Below are 18,823 nucleotides of genomic sequence, written 5' to 3'. Positions count from 1 at the left end.
CTTTTCTAAAAATAGGAACATTAAATAATTGTATCACGTTATTTAAAAATTGGCTCTGTTAAACTTAAATATTGTTTTTTAAATGAAATGTAGGAACTCCGTAAAAATTGGAGTTCCTAATTGTTTAATCCCAGTAGTTGAAGATTATTTGACCTACCGTTTCGGGCTTCCAGTAAGCCAGTTGTTCCAATTCAGCATTATTTAAGTCTGTTTTCTTTACCATATTTTGATTAAAAGGGCTGTTTAGCTCTACTGTACCTATTATTTGATAGAATGCAGCAAATTGTTCATAAAGAAAAGGATTATCGATGAATTTGATGCCTCCAAATTCAACTGCGGATGCAAAAGTAAGATAAGGATAATGTCCATTCAGCAAGATATATATCCTATTCTCTTGAATCTCGACTTGAGCATAATAAAAATTTGCTGGAAATGAGGGTGTATTAATTCATATTACTTTTCCACCGTTACGGGATACAATATCGAAGCATAATTGCTTGAACTGTTTTTCTTCTACTTTTGGGGGTTTATTGGCTTCTGAATTATAAAAACCAGTTACTCCATTAGGAAGTTTCATCCTGTGATCACCACCTGTTACACACTAAATTTAGATAAACGCAAACTATTATAAGTATCCTTCATTTCAAATACAAATGACGAAAGTAAGAATTGTATGTTTTGTGTTACTGTGGCTATCGACAAATAAGAACCAAGCAAGGTAATTATCAAGGTACTGAGTAGCTACACCTTTAAACGATTTAACCAATAATTTAAACGAGAAAGGAGCCATTGAGCGGATTGGGCCATTTTTTTCACATCTCGCTTTTTTGCCCGAACTGAATAATACAAAGCAGTAATTCCTAGGGTGAAAACAAGAAAGGTAACCATTATTTGGAAAATAATCATACTACTCTAGATGCTCCTTTAATTTACGATCAACATTTTACAATGTATGGAATCAATACAGAATTGCTCAGTAGTTGAATATAACATCATTGTGGGTATCCGTCTATGCTTAAGGCATTGTTCGATGTTAAGGGGTTTAAATACGCTCCCGAAGGTTGGCAAGAAGAGTACTTGAAGCTTAAGGAACTACATATACAGTCGAAGTTTGATAATCTGTTTTTTTATATGCTAAAAAGAAGCCCTTAGAGGGCTTCTTTGCATACTATTTATCGTACACACGATTTATTCCATACACTTTCCATGATGATTTTGGTTCTTTAATTAGTGAAAGGGTCAGTGTGTGATTTCCGTCCATCTCATCATTTTTATATTGTGAAACGATGAGGTATTCAGAGTTGTTCTTCTTATAGTATGAATGGGTTGGCATCGGATCGTACTGCTTAGCCCAGTCAAATGTTGAAATAGCATATCCAAATATATCTGTTTCATTGATATGGTACATTTGCACACCGTTCCGTTTGCCATCTGTTCTCATATGAACTTTAAAATAGCCGTCAATATAAGCCTTTGTATACGCTGGAGCCAGTATAGAATATATCTGCTGTTTTGATAGAGTTCTATCCCAAGTATCTCTTTGAATACTAATTACTCTATCCGTTATTTTCTTTACACTACTGGATGAAGTAGAAAGGTAGAATCTCAAATACTGTAATGAAACATATCCCTTTTTACTTCCATATTGAATTTGAGCCCATCCATTTTTTTGAGATAGCACTGCGACTTTTTGGCTCTTACTGAGAGATCCAATAGTGCTTGCCTTTGCATTTGGACTACTGCGAACAATTAACTTGCCCGAAGTGATATCAACTACTCCTTGTTGAACCGATGCAGCTTGAGCTTTCAGCGGACTTGCAAACGGAGATAACATTCCGAAGAGTAAAGCAAGAATAATTATCCCTTTTAGTTTATTTCCAATATTCATAAGTGTACCCCCCTTTTTTTTATAGTATTTATAATTATATACAACAATGTAAAATAAAACCATATAAATAAGGAAATGGATTTAATATAATTCTAGTATTGTAAGACAAAAGTACTATTTTTAGATTATATGTGAAAATAAGAGAGGTACTGATAATGAAGGAACCCGTTATCGGGAGAAAGAAGAGATCGATTATATGAGTTTCATAATAGACGAGAAGGATCCGTAGTTAAGTTTGGTAGCACAATTGTTGATTTTGAAGATAATAGTGATAAATAGAAAAAGTATTGTGTATGTGAATCAGTGTGCTAACGAATCAATGGTAGCTCTTAGAAAAAAATTAAGATATCAAGTTAGATGTACATAAGACAGTCTGAAATTTGTAAAGGATGAATAGTGAAATCATTGATGTAGTTCAACTATCAGTGAAAAGCAGCAATTTTCAAAATTGGTAATGAAACACTATAGATGTAGCAAAAGTGTGCATTGAAAGACCAGAGAGAAACTTAGTCTTTCAGTGATACAATAGCCAACGTTCTCATTCCTCAGATTTAAGTTTTAGGGGAACGCTTGCTAAAGTGAGTAATTGGAAAGAGGCAACGCTTCATTATACTTATATCATTATGGTAAGTATAGGGAATGTTCAAGGATTGAGACCATTAAAATGGTACTTTCATTTAAAAGGGAAGAGAATTAAAATAGTCATAATATGCTAGACGCAAAATTCACTATATATGCTATTAATAGTACACCCATGACTATTAATCCAATCCAAACATAAGTGTTCACCCATAAATATGCCCATACTTTTTTTCGTTTGTAAAAATAATATACAACCGGGATTAATAATAGAAGAATTAATCCTTCAATACATTTTTTATCAATTATACTCCTTATTAAATCGATCAATGAAAATAGTAAAAATAGTATAGAATATACTTTTTCTTTTCGCTTTTTTTTTCGAATTTCATGTGCGAACTGATACATTTTGCACCTCAGAGAAAATAGTTAGGGGTTGATATCATTCATCATCTTCAATTATTTCTTTTCATTGCTTGCTATATTCTATGGCTTCTTTTCTATAAATCAAAAACCATTAAACATGAAATAGCATCCCCAAAAAATGTCAGGTGGACTGTCCGCCCAACCTTTATGAGCAATGAGATTAATCATTCCTTTTGTTACGATATAAATACCTATACAAAGACTTAAAAGAAATGAAATGATGCTTGGTTTTGATCATCTAAGTATAGATGATAGTTCTGCTCGTTTCATGTTTTATACTCCGTTGTTAAGATTATTGATTGATAATTGAATATACCTTACTAAATCCTCATCTTGCAAATAATACGATTGGAAGCATGAGGAAATCGTTTTTATAGGAGGTGAATTTGGAAGTAAGAAGTGGGGAGTATGCAGTCAAAATGAAGCAACTAATAATAGCATGTAAATGTCAACATAAATATGTACACTTTCGCTTGGATAAGGATGTACAGAATTACTCGTTCTCTTTTGCTAAATGATCCTTTAATCGGTATGAATCACCTATCATAGGCACAACTGTCGCATGATGTAAAATGCGGTCTAATATGGCATTGGCCAGTTTAGGTTCCTGAAATATTTCATCCCACGCTTTGAAATTCACATTGGTTGTTAAGATGGTACTTCTTTTTTCATATCTTCGATCAATCAGCTGGAAAAACAACTTAGCGTCTTCGTGATCAATCGGTAAATAACCGATTTCATCGATGATTAACAGTCTGTATTTGCTGTAATGCTTCAAACGGCTCTCTAACCGATTTTCTAATCGAGCTTTCCTCAAATTTTGAATCAAGTCATGGCACTTAATAAAATAGGTACTCGTCCGTTTCTTTGCTGCCGCAATCCCTATTGCTGTGGCCAAATGGGTTTTACCGACACCACTTGGTCCTAAAAACACAATATTTTCATTCTCCTCGATAAAACGCAATGTAAGGAAGTCTAGAATCTGCTGTTGGTTAATCGATGTTTGAAAGGTAAAATCGAAATCTTTCACCTCCTTAAAATGAGGGAAAGCTGCGACCTTCACCATCGATTGCGTCATGTTTTTCTCCCGTATGTCTATTTCATACGCAGTCAACTTGATTAATGTGTCGATAAATGACATCTGATGCTTTACGCTGAAGTCTACGATTTCATTTAAATGTAAGCTCATTTGCTTTAACTTTAGATAGTCAAGATTCCATAATAATTGTTGATAGTTTGTAGTTGGATTCATTATTTATACACTTCTCCAATCGTTGCTAAATTCCGTTTTGCTAAATCGTCGATTTCAGGATAATGAGGGGTGGAAACAAGTAAGCTTGCCTTATAATGTTCCTCTTGATAATTAAGTTTAGCGTTACTAATTGGATGTTGGGCGATCAGTTTCATGTTATAATAAATCCACAAGTAGTCATCATACACCTGTAAGCCTACTTTTTTTCCTTGATATTCTGGTGGTACAGAGTATTGATTCGATTTGTAGGAAATCATGTTTGATGCATTGACTTTTACATGTGTATGTTTGATGCGATAGGAATCTCTTACTTTGTCAGTTGGTAGCTGGAGTAAGTGGTTCCTTTCTTTTTTGAATTCCATAATCGGTATTTTCCCCGTTCCTTGATGGATCTGGTGATTCATTCTATTCCCTAAATCCTGTATGAATAGATGAAGTTCCTCCATTGTCAGTTGACCTTGGTACGCATGAATTTCATCAAGGAGTTTCATTGTGGATTCAATTTTCCCCTTGGTTCTCGGTCGTCCTGCAATACATGGTTTGACTTTAAAATCAAAGTCCCTCGCAAACTGATCAAATTTCGCATTCACTTTCCCAGGTTGATAATCAGTCCTCGCTTCATCCATTACCGTTTTCATATTATCCGTAAGGATTTCAGCTGGAACTCCGCCAATTGCTTCAAAAGTATCTGTTAAAAAAGAAAGTAAGGTACTCTGTGACTTAGAAAGACTTAATTGAAATGTTCGGAATCTGGAATTTGATAAAATGAAAGCCGCCACATTGACTTCTATCTTTTCTCCCTCTTTGGTTTCGAATAAAATGTTTTCCTTCCAATCTAATTGGGCCTGCTTACCTGGTGGCGTTTCAAATCGGACTGTCCCTTTGGGTGAAGAAATACGTTTATCCTCTTCAAAGTAGGCATTAAATTCAGGTGTACGAGCTATATACGCACGGAAGGTTGAAGCTCCACATTCCAATCCATGATTGTCTTTTAGGTACTGCCAAAGCATACGACGGTAATAAAATACCTGTTTTGAATCTTCTGATAACAATGCGGCTATTATTTCATAATAAGGATCAATCTTTGAGGGCTTTTCCCTTTTTCTTTTTGGGATAAAGCCATTTAGATATTTATCAATTGTCCGCCGATCCACACCCAATTCCTTTGCTAGCTTACTTTTATTGATTTTCATTTTCATATGCTCCATAATCTGTTTGAATTTCGGTAAGTCTGAAAGACTTTTAATCTCAAAATCGATATCAATATTCATTGTTATGTACATACTAATCCCCCCAAGATTAGTATGTAGATTCATATCAAATTTGTACATATTTATTCGAGCAATACTGTACATATTTAAATTAGCATTTCTAAATAGCAACTGGTTATTGAATCTATAGTATGTTAAACAGTGACATAATCATGCTTTAATAGTAGAAGTTTAGGTGAAGATGGAGGTCTTGCCTTTTCATTAGTTACGTCCATTTTTTGAATGCATCTACATTTCGAGCGCATCTAACTTCGGCAATTCAATTACTGGCTGAATCGGAAGTAAAGCTGAGTTTGTACGAAACTGCTAAAGATGATCGCTTGATAATAGATGCCTTACAAAAAGGTAAATACTTTAAAAAACGAATACGCAGACTTGTGCAGGATATGAAGATGAAGTAAATTAAGAAAGCCCCTTCTCATTGAGTAGGGGCTTTCTGCAAATAGATAAGTCTTATCTAACTGTTTATTTCCTTGGAAGGTTAGTTGTCATTTCGACTAAAACAAGTATATATAAATAACTGTCTAAACGTTACTTCCTTTATCTCCCGATTCAATTCCATACCGTTTTATTCATTAACAATCTCTTAAAACTTTAAAAGCTTCTCTTACTTTTCTGGCAAATTGTAATGGAGGTTCAACTGATTCAAAGTGCATGTACATTGCTCTTGGACAATCAAATAACCAATGATTATGAACAGCAGTTACAATTAAATTTCTTTTTCTGAGCTCTGTTAATAAAGGGTTTATTTCATCTTCTAACAAGACAGTTTCTCCTAAGTTTAATGCATTACCTTTGTCATCTAAGTCTTCAAAAGTAAAAAATTGAGGGTTTACTAAAGGAGAGCGTGTTTCACGTCCGAGAATAGTAAAGTCAAGATTTCTAAACTTTTGTACCAAACAAACTCCATTATCATCTAAGCTACCAACTCCACCAAGTATTCTAGCAAATTCCTGGCAAAGATCATCTAAGCAATTACAATTCATCATAAACGTCCTTTCAACTTTATTTTTAGCTTGTATTTGTCCATACTCTACAATATGATGCACTTAAAAAGTTTGTTTGGACTATTAGCTGAAAAGTAAGTTTATGAATGTTTTTAGAGAAATAATCATTTCTAGAAAAATAGATATAATATGAATATCCTCTCTCAACTATTTATCTATAAATCCATAATTTTAAAAATTGGAAAATCTTCAATTAACTTATGTAAGTAAAGTCATGTACATTGTTGAGTCATAGAGATGATAAACTTTGCTAATTTATCAGTATTTCCTTGATAAAGATGAAAATCTAATGACTTTGTTAAAACTTCATAGATTTGGGATATGTCATCTTTACTCGAATATTCTACTGACCATGAGAGAAATGGAATACAAACTACACATTTTCCATCTTTTTTGAACTTTTGGAAATAAATTTTGATTGTTCGATAGTTTGTAAAATTAAAGTCCTTTTGTAATATTATCATGAAGCAATCCCGCCTTTATTCGAATATGAACCCAATCTTGTTCGTATGGTGCATTGCAAATTTAATATATTTTTAATAGAAATACAAATAAATTTTTCATTACAAATTTTAAAACATAATTACAAAAAAATGCTGTTAAGTGCATTTTTTGCCATCGGGAATGGGAAGGGACTTCAGTATTCAAATTAACACTAGCTAAGTAGGGGAAATAGGTTTGTAATTTATTGTATAACCATTCAAACAATGAAGTATCTTTATAGAAACAATTTTGGGTGTACAAATGTTAGGCAAGGAATATTTACATTTGGAAAGCAGATAATGGCGGCTTTTTTATATGTAATCATAGGCAGCAAAATGTTTAGTGTTACAAAACTAACCGCAAGATTGAAGGACTTCACAAAAAAAGGAGGGTTTGGCTCAGATGATCATCCGAGCCAAAGCTCTAGTATTTTCGATGGAAGAGTTTAGGATAATCAATTACTAATCCATCTCTATCTATCATAATCGTAGTTTGAAACGTTGCGCTTCTATAACTAAATAGTTGATAATCATCTTCGTCTTTGATAAGAGTATATATTTGTTTAACTTTCTTAAGGGTTAGTTCAGGCACTTTAATATAAACCATATGGAAAATCTGAGGTTGATTTATGATCCAGTTCGAACGATTAATTGGTAACGTGTTTGTAAAAGGCGTACAAGATAGATCAATATCAATTGCCCCGTAAAGTTCAGTCAGCTCGTTCTGTTCCTTGTCAAACCATTGTCGTTTAGGATTTGTTTGAATAAACAGGCTCTTATCAAGATGAGGTATATTTAAATAAAGATTTTTAGTAAACCAACGATTTAGCGTTATTTGATAGTTAATCTTTAAAGGAGAACCACTTTCTAGCGAGATAATGGTGCTATTTACTGTAGTGACGTCATTTGAAGTTGATATTTCCAAAAGTTCAGAACTGTATACTTCTCTTTTTTCCCATATGGCGAATTTTTTCATATGATCAGCACCCTTTGATAAAATCGATCGGTTATATAGAAATGGAAATGATATGAATATTAATTGAACATATGATATTGTAAGTGTTTTTTTATTTCTTTATTCCTTCCACTTATGCCAAAAATCAAAAGAGCTAAAACTATTTCTTTGAAGAATGAGTAAATGGTCATTCTGATCGTAGAGTACGGAAGGATATTCTTTAAAATTAGAAATTCACATTCTATTATAGGTTCATTGTCATAAACCGACTGTTTGGGTCATCCTTATAGTTATCAAAAGAATCGCAATATGTAAAACCAAAGCTTTCATATAGTCGATGAGCTGGTTGAAAGGCTTCCATAGAACCTGTTTCTAGGCTTACTTTTGTATAACCGCGCAATTTGGCTTCATTAATAATATGCTGTAACAAGGCTCTGGCAACGCCTTTTCTCAAATGTTCTTTTGCTGTGCGCATTGATTTTATCTCTCCATGTTTGGCCGTAAGTTCTTTTAAGGCTCCACAGCCCATAATCTCATTGTTTTGCCAGGCACTATAAAAAGCAATATCATCTCGCTTAAGCCCATAGATATTCAAGGCGTGAACACTCGCGGGAGGGGAATTTTCAGCCATACCTGTTAGGTGTGTGCTAATAAGATCAATACTCTTTTTATCTGTTAAATCATCTAGTTTAATGATCATACCGTTGTAACACCATCCTTTGCTTAATTATAATGCATTTATTTTAATATTTAAATTATTGCTTAGCTTTATTCTGTATTATTTTTTTTTAAAGCTGAAGTGCAGGTGTTGGCAAAGTTACCCTTTTTTTACCATAATAATGGTATATTAATTACATAGGAGGAGATGCTGAATGGAATTTAAAGTGGGAGAAGGTGCTACTATTGTTTTACCGCCTTTACCTATTACAATATACTTAGTAATCTGTCTATTCTTTTTGATAAAGTGGAGTAAGCAATTAGAAACTCGGCGCTTTAGCCTTTACTTTTATTTTCTGATTAGTGCTTACACTACGCCCGTTTATTCTAGCTATACAGAAGCGGGTGTCTTTCGGCTATATATCCCTTTAGGATTTATCTTTATTATTTGTTACTTGTTTTCCAGTAAGAAGAAGCATCCAGCTAAAATGAAGGCAAGTATACTAGGGTTTTGTCTCGCTCTTTATCAACTATATTTTCAATACTTCGGATAGAGGAGCTATTGATGAAAATAGAAAAAAATATACGGGCTGCTAGTTTGAAGCCTTTTGGTAATAAGGCAAACAGTTTTGGTTAGTGTAAGAATAAGGTTAAATGCAAGCATGAATAAATGAAAACAATGATTGGGAGGGAGCCAATTGCGGAAGGTGGAAGTAAGATCGTACGATGCGAGATGGGTTCAACACTTTTCAGAAGAGGCTGAAAAACTGAACCTTGTTTTCGGGGATGAAATCATAGATATACACCATATCGGCAGTACCTCTGTTCCAGGATTAAAAGCTAAACCAATAATAGACATAATGCCTGTCGTGAAAGATATTAATAAGGTAGATACATATAATAATATGATGCAAGAAATCGGATATGAAGCTAAAGGTGAAAATGGGATCGTTCAACGCAGATACTTTCAAAAAGGTGGAGACTATCGCTCACATCATGTTCATATCTATCAGGTTGGGAGTCATGAAATAAAAAGGCACTTGGCTTTCCGTGACTATTTAAAATTACACCCAAACGAGAGGGAACTGTATGGAAGGTTAAAGGAAACGTTAGCGCGTCAATTTCCTGATGTCATTGAATCATACATAAAGGGTAAGGACTATTTAATTAAAGAAATTGAACTAAAAGCATTGATTTGGTATGAGTATGGGCAAATTGATCATAAAGTTACAGATATGTAATTCAGATTATCAGCTGTCATTTAAGGCGGCTTTTGTCTGTTATTGTGGAATAGAAATTGTAGCTGCGCGTTAAAATGGAAGAGATGAAGTGCTATCATAGTGATACATTCAGATTCAGGCAGAGAAGGAAGCTGCAAGGGGGAAAAAGAAAAAGCCTTAGAGAGCTTTTTCTAGTTGACGATTTTTTTAAAATAACGGATGTTCAACAAATTAATGACTACGTTAATAATAGCTATACAAATGGAATCCAGTATATTGCTTTCGTCTGATATGAAGTATGCGGAGTCAGGGGCAAATATCCCCAAAACGAAGTATAACACTACAATTGAAATGAAGGTCCATAGCATTGTTCTTAAAAAGAGTGGGATTAGTAAGGCGACAAAGGGTAGGAAAAAACCAAGTTTTTTTCTAATCATATTTGTTTAATAGGGCAGGGTCATACGCTATTGGGATGAGAAGAAAATTCAAAGCTGTAAGTATCCAGAATGCTATATAGTAAGTGTTTTTCTGTTTCTTAGTGAGTGCCTCTTTTTGTAATGCTGTAACGAGTTTATTCATATTCCAAAAATACATAGTTCTCTCCTTAGATAATACTTAGGTAATAAATACATCTTATTATAGAATAACTTTTTTGATGAATCTACAAGTTATTAATTGATAGGAGAGAAGATATCATTTTGCTTACTTTCTAATAATAGGTATTAATTAGGTAAGCAAGTCTGTCTGTTAATGGCTGCGAAATTTTCTTGGGGAATATTAGCATATATAAATGATTCTTAGGCATACATGCAAAAAGTACCCATAAATAATATATGGGCGTGAATCTACTGGAAACTTAGAAGCCATTAGGATTGGCACTAAGCATGCCCGCATCTTCAAATTTAACTGCAGCGGAATGCATCTTTGTAAAGCATAGCTGTATATAGAATGAAAGAGGAGGGAATAGGATTATTTTATTCTGTTAAAAAGAAGTACTTTAAGTATATTTTTTCATATTCTTCAGGAGTTATTTGAAATTTATCTGTAACCATGTCTAAAATAATTTTAGCATCTTTTTTATGATTATAATATTTTCCGTTTGTTGTTATTGTGTTAAACAGGTTTATTGCATAGCTTAGGATCTGTTCATCGTGATCAATAAAATCGCGGTTGTTCGATCTATAGCGATTAATGTCTTTTTTATATTGTGTAGAATTATAAACCAAAGCATCATTAATAAATAACGAACTTTTACTCTTCACTTTCACTTTTTTGTCGGGGACATAATTATGTAAGACGTATATAGTATTATTATATGACCCAATGATTTTGATATCGAAATATTGAGTTACATTGTACGTTGACTGATTTCTTAAACTATATCTTAAATGCTTTGCATAAAAGGATAGATACCCATAGCGTGATTTTACATCTAGTTGAGAAAAATTCTCGTGAAGTTTAGTTTTAATAATGATCTCCTGTCCCTGAATCTCACAATCCTCAAAACTTAATAAGCTCCTTAGCTGTTCTCCTAATAATGCATGTGTATAATTCTCTAATTGTTTTGTAGTGGCATGCACGTTATGCAACGTAAAAATGGTTGAAATACCAAGCAATAAAAAGAGCAAAATCGTTAAAGAGAGAATCGTTTTTTTAAACAAGGTAACGCCCCTTACTTATTTATTATTTATATTAGAATAACAAGAGGATTGGAAAAAAACATCATATAATTTTTGGCTATTTTTTAGGAGGCTAGAAAGAGCTTGGTTTTTGACTAAATGATGGAAAAGGGCAGGGGGATTTGTAGGCACTGTTAATTAGGATTTTCGTAGCCAGAGATTAATAATTGAGTATAGTTTTCCTATCTTCGCTGATTATAAAGTAGGGTTTGTGAAATGACTAGAAATCCATTATGAGCCTGTTTAGTTAACAAATCAGAAAATGCACTCCTTCTTGAGTGCATTTCTGATTTAAGCTTTTAAGTCTAGTGAATTACCTAGAGTCGGATGGGTAGCTTCGATCATTTTCATTAATTCAGCACTGGTTTGTTCTGTTGAGTCCATGGCTTTTTTTGTTAGGGCAATGCTGACGCTTTGACTAAGTGAAGCTTGTTTCATTCCAATCGACAATGCTGCGATATCCATTGTATCACCTCTTATTTATATATCGGTTCAAGTTGCGGATATTCAAGAAAAATGAAAAAGAGCTCACCTGAAATGGTAAGCTCTTTCACCTTCAATCTACAACATGGGTAGTGTTGAATGTTGAATTATTATAATAACAAAGATTTGGACTATAATCTATAAGAAAGAAAATTGCGACAAGAAGAGAGGATGCCCTACATCAATGCAAAAATTTACTTTACTGATAAAAAGTGATATTTTGTATGGACTCATGGGCATTTCATGAGAAAAATGCTATTTTACCCAGGGTGGAAAAAAGATTGCCCTTTCACATCAGAAAGGGCAAAAGACCTATTTATAATCTCTCCAGATAGGTATGGCTATGTTTAGTATCCTCATCTAAGTTCCTATTACTAGTTTGAGTATTACGGCCGCTTGTTATGTCATCGAATGGTGTATAAAGAACACCTAGTTTTTTTCTTCTTTTCTTGAAGACGATTCTATATACTGCCAACAGAATTAAAATAATGGTTCCATACAACAAAATATATGCCATTAGTGTCAGCTCCTTCTATGCCATTATATGTAAATATTGTATGAAATACAATTAACGCAGTGAGAATCAGACATAATTGGGTGCGCTCTTCTGCTTAGCGGGAAACAGTATTATACAAACCTTCTACCAAAATCGTCAGGATGTCAACGGAACAAAGATTGTTTCAATGGGTGATCCGAAGCCTTTTTATAGAGAAATATCTGCAAAACCAAGAGCATATTTTTTATAAATATATTCATATTCCTCAAAAGTGATATTAAATTTTTGAGATACATTTTTTAGGATTATTTTTGAATCAGACGTTGGATTATAATATTTACCGTTTTGGGTAAGTGTTCTATACAAATTATATGCATAGTTTAATATTTCGAGGTCTTTTTTTTCTTCAGGATGATTATTTCTATACATTTTGATTTGGTGTTTAAGCAGTCCTGAAGTATAAATCTTCTGATCGTTCATATAAAGGATGCTATTACTATTTGTACCGCTCTTATGGTTTTTTATTTCATTTATAAATTTGAATGGATATTTGCCTTTATCAGAAATCAAATGTATTTCGGAAATATAGGGCAGTAATGAGTTTTTGGTATTTCGTAAAAAATACTTCAATTGTTTAGTGTAATATTCCAATAAACTAAATTGTTCTACTGTGTCTAAATGATCATAAGGCTCTTTCGTGTCATAGTTAATAATTATTCTGGCCTTATTAAGATTAACAGTAGTTTCGGTGGAATGTAAATATTCATTAAACGTTATTGAGTTTGATAAGTCTGAAGTGAGTTTATTAATATGAGCAATATTTTTATTGAAAGAAATGAAAACAATCCCAAGAATTATGATTGCGGATACGCTTATTAGGTAATGAAGATTTTGCCTAATCATGTATGCCTCCTATGTACATCATCTATTCATCTTATATGATATCAATCTTTAAAGATTCAATATACTGGATAACTGTGAAAAAAAACAACCTACTATTTAGTAGGTTTTTAAGACAATATCGTTTTATATTTTTAATAGTACTTTCACAATGAAAAGAATAAGTGTAGACGATAAAACTATTACTATAACAATTTTTACTAAATCATGTATAAAGTTCAATCAAAATTCTCCTCAACTGTTATCATGAAAATGATTGTCTCAGAAACTTGTGAAGATTGTATGTGTTTTTAGTGTATTCATTAGTAAGGGACATTGGTTTTTAATTATAGATCATATGATGGACATTAAAAAGGGTTGAGACGATGCAAAGGAATGGCATTATTAAAATAAACAATGATGGGTACAGGTATTTATACAAAAGGAAAGAATACCTTCTATAAAGGAGGTAGACATAATGAAATCAAAACGGGAAGTGTTATTGGATGGCGGAGAGATTGGAAAGGGAATGAGAAGTGAAGAAGCTGGCCAAATGCCAATAGGTGCCATCTTGGCTGATTTTTTAATTCTTGAGCACGGAGATTATGTTGAAGTATACCTCAATCATGAAGAAATTCAGGTTAAAGGCAAAGCGAAAAGTGTAGAAAGAGCGAAACGGATTGCGGCAGCAAGATTCAGGAGAGAGTATCATATGGCTCATTAATGAGGAAGGAATCCCCCATACGGCAAATTGAAATGGGGGATTTTTTGTGCATGAAAACTCAATTCCACATTCTTTTCCCAGTATGAGTATCAATGGGCAGAGAAAATCAAAAATGGATATGTTTATACAAGCGTTTTGTACATTTTTTAATGAGTTTTCCAAATAGGCAAATAAGCGATGTGGTTCAAAGTGAAGCGGGTATATGAACGGTAGCAAGATCATTCCTTAATAAGAATTCTCTTATGGTATAATAGCTTAATCAGGAAGATAGAATGTCATAAGACTATAGGAAAGACCATTATCCGAACTTCTCCCTGTAATTTATATCAAAATTACTATCGGAGGTGTTAATTTGAATAAAAAATGGACTCATAAGGAAATCCGTGAATTTGTTAAGCAGAATTCAGAGTGTGAATTGCTTTCCAATGAATACGTAGGTTACTCGCAGAAGTTGTTGTTTAAATGTTCATGTGGAAATGAATTTGAAAAAACGTTCACTAAGTTTAAACGCAGCAATCAGAGAAAATGTATCCGTTGTTTAGAACCTCGCCCATCTCGTTAAAGAGAGTGCTGGGGTAATGGAATATAAAATGGCAAATTTATGAGAGTGTAATAGGAACCGTGTAAGCAGTGCTTGCTAGACAAGCTGCTTATACGGTTTTGTTTATTCTCTAGAATACAGTCAGTTAGACTAAAAGAAAAAAGGGTTCCCACAAGTGGAAGTAGGAATTATGAGGCATTCAATTTTCATAATAAAATCAAGCAACGCTGTCTCTAGGAGGGATGCCGTTTCTTTAGTAAGGTAGTATTTGAGCCTTTCTGAGTCATCTTTGCCAAGGCCTTTTCGGATTTTCGGATAGTTGATTGAATAGATTTGATTGGTTCCCACTTTACTTCTTGTGACAATGTTTCCATGTTGGTGCTGTCCTCTAGTCGTTTTTGGATTATTTATTGTGAAACTTGTTGAGAACACTAACAACCTGATTCCACACGGATAGTCACTCCTAATCATTATAAGAGATATCCTGTTGTGCCTGATCCAATATACATCTAATTGTCTGCTTGTCCTGTATACAATAACAGATTGAACGATTAAGCGGCCGTATATTTGTTGGTGAAATAGGCTTCAAATGTCGTGTTAGGATGCTGTAATAGGCATCCTAACAAATTTTATGAGAGGATCTAAAGTTACAAGGGGATAATTGACTATCAAACTGGCTTTTATTCGCGATAAATCTAGTAGCCGTCCCATGTGAATTCATTTAGGGAACTCTGGAGACGGATAAAACAATGGTTTTTTATTTCCGGATTGTAATCCCTTTAAAGATGTTATATAAACAGTCACATATTATAGTCCACCTATCCCGACAGCCATTAAAAGAAGGAAAGCGTAAGCTAATCCTAGTCCATTAAGAAGTAATCCGCCAATAATAGAAAAAATATTCTTGGAAAGTGTTGAAAAAATGATGCCGGCTAAAGAAAGAATGCTGGCCACACCGATCATCGTAAGAATGCTGGCATTTGGACCTCGAAATACGAAAAAAAAGACTATATTCATTACAACTGTTAATAATGATAAAACGAAGAATTTATTCATAGTAATTCCACCTTTTCGCAAATTTGTTGAAGTTATACATATAACGATTTTATAATGGCAATAGTTGCACATTCAGGTGGTTTTTTGTGCTTTACTTATAGTTGAATAAGCGTTCTTCAATTTTTAGGTAAAGAGGTTGACCATAGCGATATTGGATTTCTTGCACAGTTTCAAGTGTTCAGCACATTGTAAATAGCTAATTTCCCTTGGTTTTAGTTGTAAAAGCAGCAATCATTAAAAATAGGACGGCCACTCCTAAACCTAGAAGTCCTTGTTTCATCCAATTGCCAACCATTATGGAAGACAGGACAGCTAAAAAGATGAATAGAAAAGTAACGCGTTTGAATTTCATTGTAAATGCACCTCCATTGTGAACGATTACGTAAGAATATGATTTGTTAAAATATAACATATTATAAGAGCTTCATAACTTTTCATGTAGTAAAACTTTTTTCAAAATGGTAAAAATTTTTACGATTATATAGTCCTCTGTATGTTCTTGATGAGGCAGCTACTCTTGAAATAGGAGAATTTTAAATAAATTTTATTATAATTATCTATAGGAATGCTATGTATTGAAGCAGCCGCTCCATTTAATGGAAATGAGTTGGTATAAAATTTGCAACATAATTCCTTTGTAAAGCCCATATAGATCTTTTCTGCTTCTGTAAATGGAGCATAATCGGCGTTATGAATAGGACGCTACTTCAACTCCATTTTTTTAAAATGGCAGCGCTTCATAATTTGCGCTTTCCGTTTAGAAGAAACCCTATTAGACAAATATCTTATCGAATAAGGAGTGTCATTTATATGAATCATACTTTATCACTCGCAGAGGAAATAAAAGAGGAATTAGTCAAGCACCGTAGACATCTTCACCAGAATCCCGAGATTGGTTTTGAATTAGAGCATACACTTGCATATGTGGAAGAAGAGTTAAAAAAAATGGGTTTAGAACCCAAGAAGGTCGGAAAGGCCGGCTTAGTGGTCACGATCGGAAACGGTGATGGAAAAACATTGCTCTTAAGAGGCGATATGGATGCATTGCCGATTGAAGAAGAAACAGATCTTGCATTTAAATCCACTAATGGATTTATGCATGCGTGCGGCCATGATATACATACGACATTCATGCTTGGAGCAGCTAAACTATTAAAGCAGCAGGAAGAAATGATAAATGGCACGGTTAAGATCATGTTCCAGCCAGCGGAGGAAATCGGCGCAGGGGCAAAGGATATGGTGAAGAATGGTTTACTGGAACATCCAAAAGTGGATGCAGCTCTTGCTTTACACGTCGATTCGAGCTTAGAAGTGGGGAAATTTGGTTATAAACCAGGTATTGCAGCTTCATCATTGGATGGTTTTTTCCTTAAAGTACAAGGAAAGGGCGGACATAGTTCCGAACCTCAAAAAGCGATTGATCCATTAATGATAATCAATGCTGTCTATAATCAATTGAATGCATTGGTCGGCAAGGAAATAGATCCGAGAGAAATGGCTGTTCTTGTCGTCGGAAAAATGGGAGGGGGAACGGTAGCCAATATTATTCCCGATACGGCCATTTTAGAAGCGACTCTACGCACATTCAATCCTGAAATTAGAGATCATCTATTTAAGCGGATCCCGGAAATTATTGATGCTACTGTCAAAATGATGCGCGGCAGCTATAATCTTGAGACGATTTCCACTCCTTCATTATTCAATGATTTAGAGTTATGCAATCAAATGGCACCGTTTGTCAAAGAAGTAGTAGGAGACAATAATTTGGAAGTGAATGAAGAGCCGTTGTCCGGCACAGAAGATTTTTCCTATATCAGCAATATTGTACCGACGATGTTCATGTGGGCGGGGGCCAATGCGTTAGGGGATAAAAACTATCCACTTCATAATCCGAATTTAATACTGGATGAAGGGGTCATTCCTTTGGGCGTTGCTGTCGTAGCGCATACAGCCATAAATTGGTTGAACAATCATTCGAACAACTAAAGATACACCTTTCCCATGGATCGTTGAATCATTAGAGGGAACCTCAATACCGATGGTGTTGAGGTTTTTTTAGGTGCGCCAATTCTCAGCTGGCACTCATGTTTAATCGTTGAATCATTAGAAGGGAAATTTGGTAAAATATAGCTAAGCGTATTTCTGTGCCAGCTTTTGATTGCGGTTCATTCCAGAAAATTGGAATAATCACAAATGGGATGATGATCGTCAATATGAATGATAGACTATTCCCAAACAACCCGATCGTTTTAAAAGGGCATTTTTCCCAAAAATAGCTATTATAAATCCAATGATTGAAAAAATTTACTTGAAAACAAACAACCCATTGAATTATCACAATGGGTTTTGTTGATTCAGCTGGGCATAGAGCTGGTTTAAGTAAAAGACATATTTCTTGAATGGGATAGAACTTTTATTATGATGGAGGATTAAATGCTCTGTGCGGTAAAAAGGATAATTTTGAGAGGGCGAGAAATGGGCCAGTTGATTAAAGGAGAGCCTTGTAGCGGCGTCTTTCATATAGGCACTACGCGTGCTGCCTGGCTTTCTCTTGTCATTTAACGCCTGTATGATTTGGTCTGCCGGCCCAATTTCGAGACCATGGCCAAAAAATGTGCCATCCTCGAGCAGTACAGTATTTTCTCCGCGCCATTCGGCAGCATTGGGATCGAAATCTGGATTTTTGAAATAAATAACATCGCCTGCAATGAAATAATCTGTATCGATCGTATGCACGCCAAGCTCGGTGGAGGAATGCCAGCTGTATAAATATAAATGTGGGAATAGTTGATTGAATAAGGCGTCGCCAATGGTATTCAACACAGCATAGTAGTAGATAATAATGATGGCTGTTGCACACTCAAATGCATAAAGGGAGCTATTGCTAAAAATATCCCTTATAGCAGCTGACGGCCATACGCCTGGTTTGAGCTGAAATCCGCCGCGATTTGTCATTTGCCAATAGGCAGGGTTGCCGCGCGATTTTTCGAGCGTTTCGAATTCGGCATTGCTCCGGCTCATGGCGCGAGCGCTTAAAATGATGTTCTTCCGCAATTCTATTTCAAACAATGCATCATTTATTGTTTGATAATGATGGATGGAGGGATCTTTAATCAATTGTTGGAAAATCGTATGCTCAATGCTGCCGATAGGCCATATGTTAGGTTGTTGATAGGGTATTCCATTTATTGAAATCATACTATCCCTCTTTTCAGGTATAAGTATCTT

General features: G+C 34.4%; 21 protein-coding genes and 1 pseudogene. 5 read left to right on the top strand and 17 right to left on the bottom strand.

All coding sequences use genetic code 11. The features are described from left to right. Positions 1-124: 124 nt before the first annotated feature. The 10 genes and pseudogenes from ABC357_RS10795 to ABC357_RS10750 all read right to left on the bottom strand — a co-directional run bounded on the left by ABC357_RS10795 (position 125) and on the right by ABC357_RS10750 (position 8,560). Entirely contained in the window at positions 125-376 is a 252-nt protein-coding gene (locus ABC357_RS10795) for a hypothetical protein (protein ID WP_412887509.1), read from the bottom strand. Between the two features lie 72 nt (positions 377-448). Further along, the gene (locus ABC357_RS10790) at positions 449-577 is read right to left on the bottom strand and encodes a hypothetical protein (RefSeq protein WP_412887508.1); all 129 of its coding nucleotides are present in this window, start codon (positions 575-577) and stop codon (positions 449-451) included. 17 nt (positions 578-594) lie between these two features. Then, a pseudogene (locus tag ABC357_RS10785) lies at positions 595-786 on the bottom strand (IS1595 family transposase); the annotation flags it as partial. Positions 787-1,168: 382 nt separating this feature from the next. After that, positions 1,169-1,888: an SH3 domain-containing protein gene (locus ABC357_RS10780; protein WP_412887507.1), complete on the bottom strand. Its 720-nt coding sequence runs from the start codon at positions 1,886-1,888 to the stop codon at positions 1,169-1,171. Positions 1,889-3,386: 1,498 nt separating this feature from the next. Beyond that, entirely contained in the window at positions 3,387-4,145 is a 759-nt protein-coding gene (gene istB / locus ABC357_RS10775; protein ID WP_412885551.1) for an IS21-like element helper ATPase IstB, read from the bottom strand. Then, complete coding sequence (gene istA / locus ABC357_RS10770) at positions 4,145-5,428, bottom strand: IS21 family transposase (RefSeq protein WP_412885845.1); 1,284 nt, start codon at positions 5,426-5,428, stop codon at positions 4,145-4,147. The genes istB and istA overlap by 1 nt, the downstream gene beginning before the upstream one ends. 563 nt (positions 5,429-5,991) lie before the next feature. Next, positions 5,992-6,402, bottom strand: coding sequence for a DUF1259 domain-containing protein (locus ABC357_RS10765; protein WP_412888635.1), 411 nt, complete (start codon positions 6,400-6,402; stop codon positions 5,992-5,994). Positions 6,403-6,635: 233 nt separating this feature from the next. After that, positions 6,636-6,887 (bottom strand): YueH family protein, encoded by a 252-nt coding sequence (locus ABC357_RS10760; protein ID WP_412887506.1) that lies wholly within the window; start codon positions 6,885-6,887, stop codon positions 6,636-6,638. A gap of 442 nt (positions 6,888-7,329) precedes the next feature. Next, positions 7,330-7,881, bottom strand: coding sequence for a putative glycolipid-binding domain-containing protein (locus tag ABC357_RS10755; protein WP_412887505.1), 552 nt, complete (start codon positions 7,879-7,881; stop codon positions 7,330-7,332). Between the two features lie 223 nt (positions 7,882-8,104). After that, entirely contained in the window at positions 8,105-8,560 is a 456-nt protein-coding gene (locus ABC357_RS10750) for a GNAT family N-acetyltransferase (RefSeq protein WP_412887504.1), read from the bottom strand. A 172-nt stretch (positions 8,561-8,732) separates the two neighbouring features. Here ABC357_RS10750 and ABC357_RS10745 point away from each other — a divergent pair, with 172 nt between their 5' ends. Both ABC357_RS10745 and ABC357_RS10740 read left to right on the top strand, forming a co-directional pair. Further along, on the top strand, positions 8,733-9,071 hold the full coding sequence (locus ABC357_RS10745) for a hypothetical protein (RefSeq protein ID WP_412887503.1): 339 nt from the start codon (positions 8,733-8,735) through the stop codon (positions 9,069-9,071). A 144-nt stretch (positions 9,072-9,215) separates the two neighbouring features. Continuing rightward, on the top strand, positions 9,216-9,758 hold the full coding sequence (locus ABC357_RS10740; RefSeq protein ID WP_412887502.1) for a GrpB family protein: 543 nt from the start codon (positions 9,216-9,218) through the stop codon (positions 9,756-9,758). Positions 9,759-10,711: 953 nt separating this feature from the next. On the opposite strand, the gene ABC357_RS10735 is transcribed toward ABC357_RS10740, so the two are convergent. The 4 genes from ABC357_RS10735 to ABC357_RS10720 form a co-directional block, all read right to left on the bottom strand. After that, positions 10,712-11,398 carry a hypothetical protein gene (locus ABC357_RS10735; RefSeq protein ID WP_412887501.1) on the bottom strand — a complete coding sequence of 229 codons (687 nt, stop codon included), beginning with the start codon at positions 11,396-11,398 and terminating at the stop codon, positions 10,712-10,714. 309 nt (positions 11,399-11,707) lie between these two features. Next, complete coding sequence (locus tag ABC357_RS10730; protein ID WP_412887500.1) at positions 11,708-11,881, bottom strand: YjfB family protein; 174 nt, start codon at positions 11,879-11,881, stop codon at positions 11,708-11,710. A 334-nt stretch (positions 11,882-12,215) separates the two neighbouring features. Next, positions 12,216-12,416, bottom strand: a complete 201-nt coding sequence (locus ABC357_RS10725; protein ID WP_412887499.1) for a hypothetical protein — start codon at positions 12,414-12,416, stop codon at positions 12,216-12,218. Positions 12,417-12,602: 186 nt separating this feature from the next. Continuing rightward, on the bottom strand, positions 12,603-13,298 hold the full coding sequence (locus tag ABC357_RS10720) for a hypothetical protein (protein WP_412887498.1): 696 nt from the start codon (positions 13,296-13,298) through the stop codon (positions 12,603-12,605). A 454-nt stretch (positions 13,299-13,752) separates the two neighbouring features. Between ABC357_RS10720 and ABC357_RS10715 the strand changes: the two genes are divergently transcribed. Together ABC357_RS10715 and ABC357_RS10710 are read left to right on the top strand one after the other, a co-directional pair. After that, entirely contained in the window at positions 13,753-13,998 is a 246-nt protein-coding gene (locus ABC357_RS10715) for a hypothetical protein (RefSeq protein WP_412887497.1), read from the top strand. A gap of 352 nt (positions 13,999-14,350) precedes the next feature. Beyond that, the gene (locus ABC357_RS10710) at positions 14,351-14,560 is read left to right on the top strand and encodes a hypothetical protein (protein ID WP_412887496.1); all 210 of its coding nucleotides are present in this window, start codon (positions 14,351-14,353) and stop codon (positions 14,558-14,560) included. Positions 14,561-15,346: 786 nt separating this feature from the next. Here the strand turns inward: ABC357_RS10710 and ABC357_RS10705 are convergent. Further along, on the bottom strand, positions 15,347-15,595 hold the full coding sequence (locus ABC357_RS10705; RefSeq protein ID WP_412887495.1) for a hypothetical protein: 249 nt from the start codon (positions 15,593-15,595) through the stop codon (positions 15,347-15,349). A 196-nt stretch (positions 15,596-15,791) separates the two neighbouring features. After that, positions 15,792-15,947 carry a hypothetical protein gene (locus tag ABC357_RS10700; RefSeq protein ID WP_412887494.1) on the bottom strand — a complete coding sequence of 52 codons (156 nt, stop codon included), beginning with the start codon at positions 15,945-15,947 and terminating at the stop codon, positions 15,792-15,794. Positions 15,948-16,405: 458 nt separating this feature from the next. Here ABC357_RS10700 and ABC357_RS10695 point away from each other — a divergent pair, with 458 nt between their 5' ends. Further along, on the top strand, positions 16,406-17,581 hold the full coding sequence (locus ABC357_RS10695) for a M20 metallopeptidase family protein (RefSeq protein ID WP_412887493.1): 1,176 nt from the start codon (positions 16,406-16,408) through the stop codon (positions 17,579-17,581). Between the two features lie 348 nt (positions 17,582-17,929). On the opposite strand, the gene ABC357_RS10690 is transcribed toward ABC357_RS10695, so the two are convergent. After that, positions 17,930-18,793, bottom strand: a complete 864-nt coding sequence (locus ABC357_RS10690; RefSeq protein ID WP_412887492.1) for a protein-glutamine gamma-glutamyltransferase — start codon at positions 18,791-18,793, stop codon at positions 17,930-17,932. Positions 18,794-18,823 lie beyond the last annotated feature (30 nt).

The sequence above is a fragment of the Bacillus kalamii genome, from assembly GCF_047238185.1.
GTDB lineage: Bacteria > Bacillota > Bacilli > Bacillales > DSM-1321 > Bacillus_AD.
The sequence above is the reverse complement of the archived record's forward strand: the minus strand, read 5'-3'. Positions and strand labels throughout refer to the sequence as shown.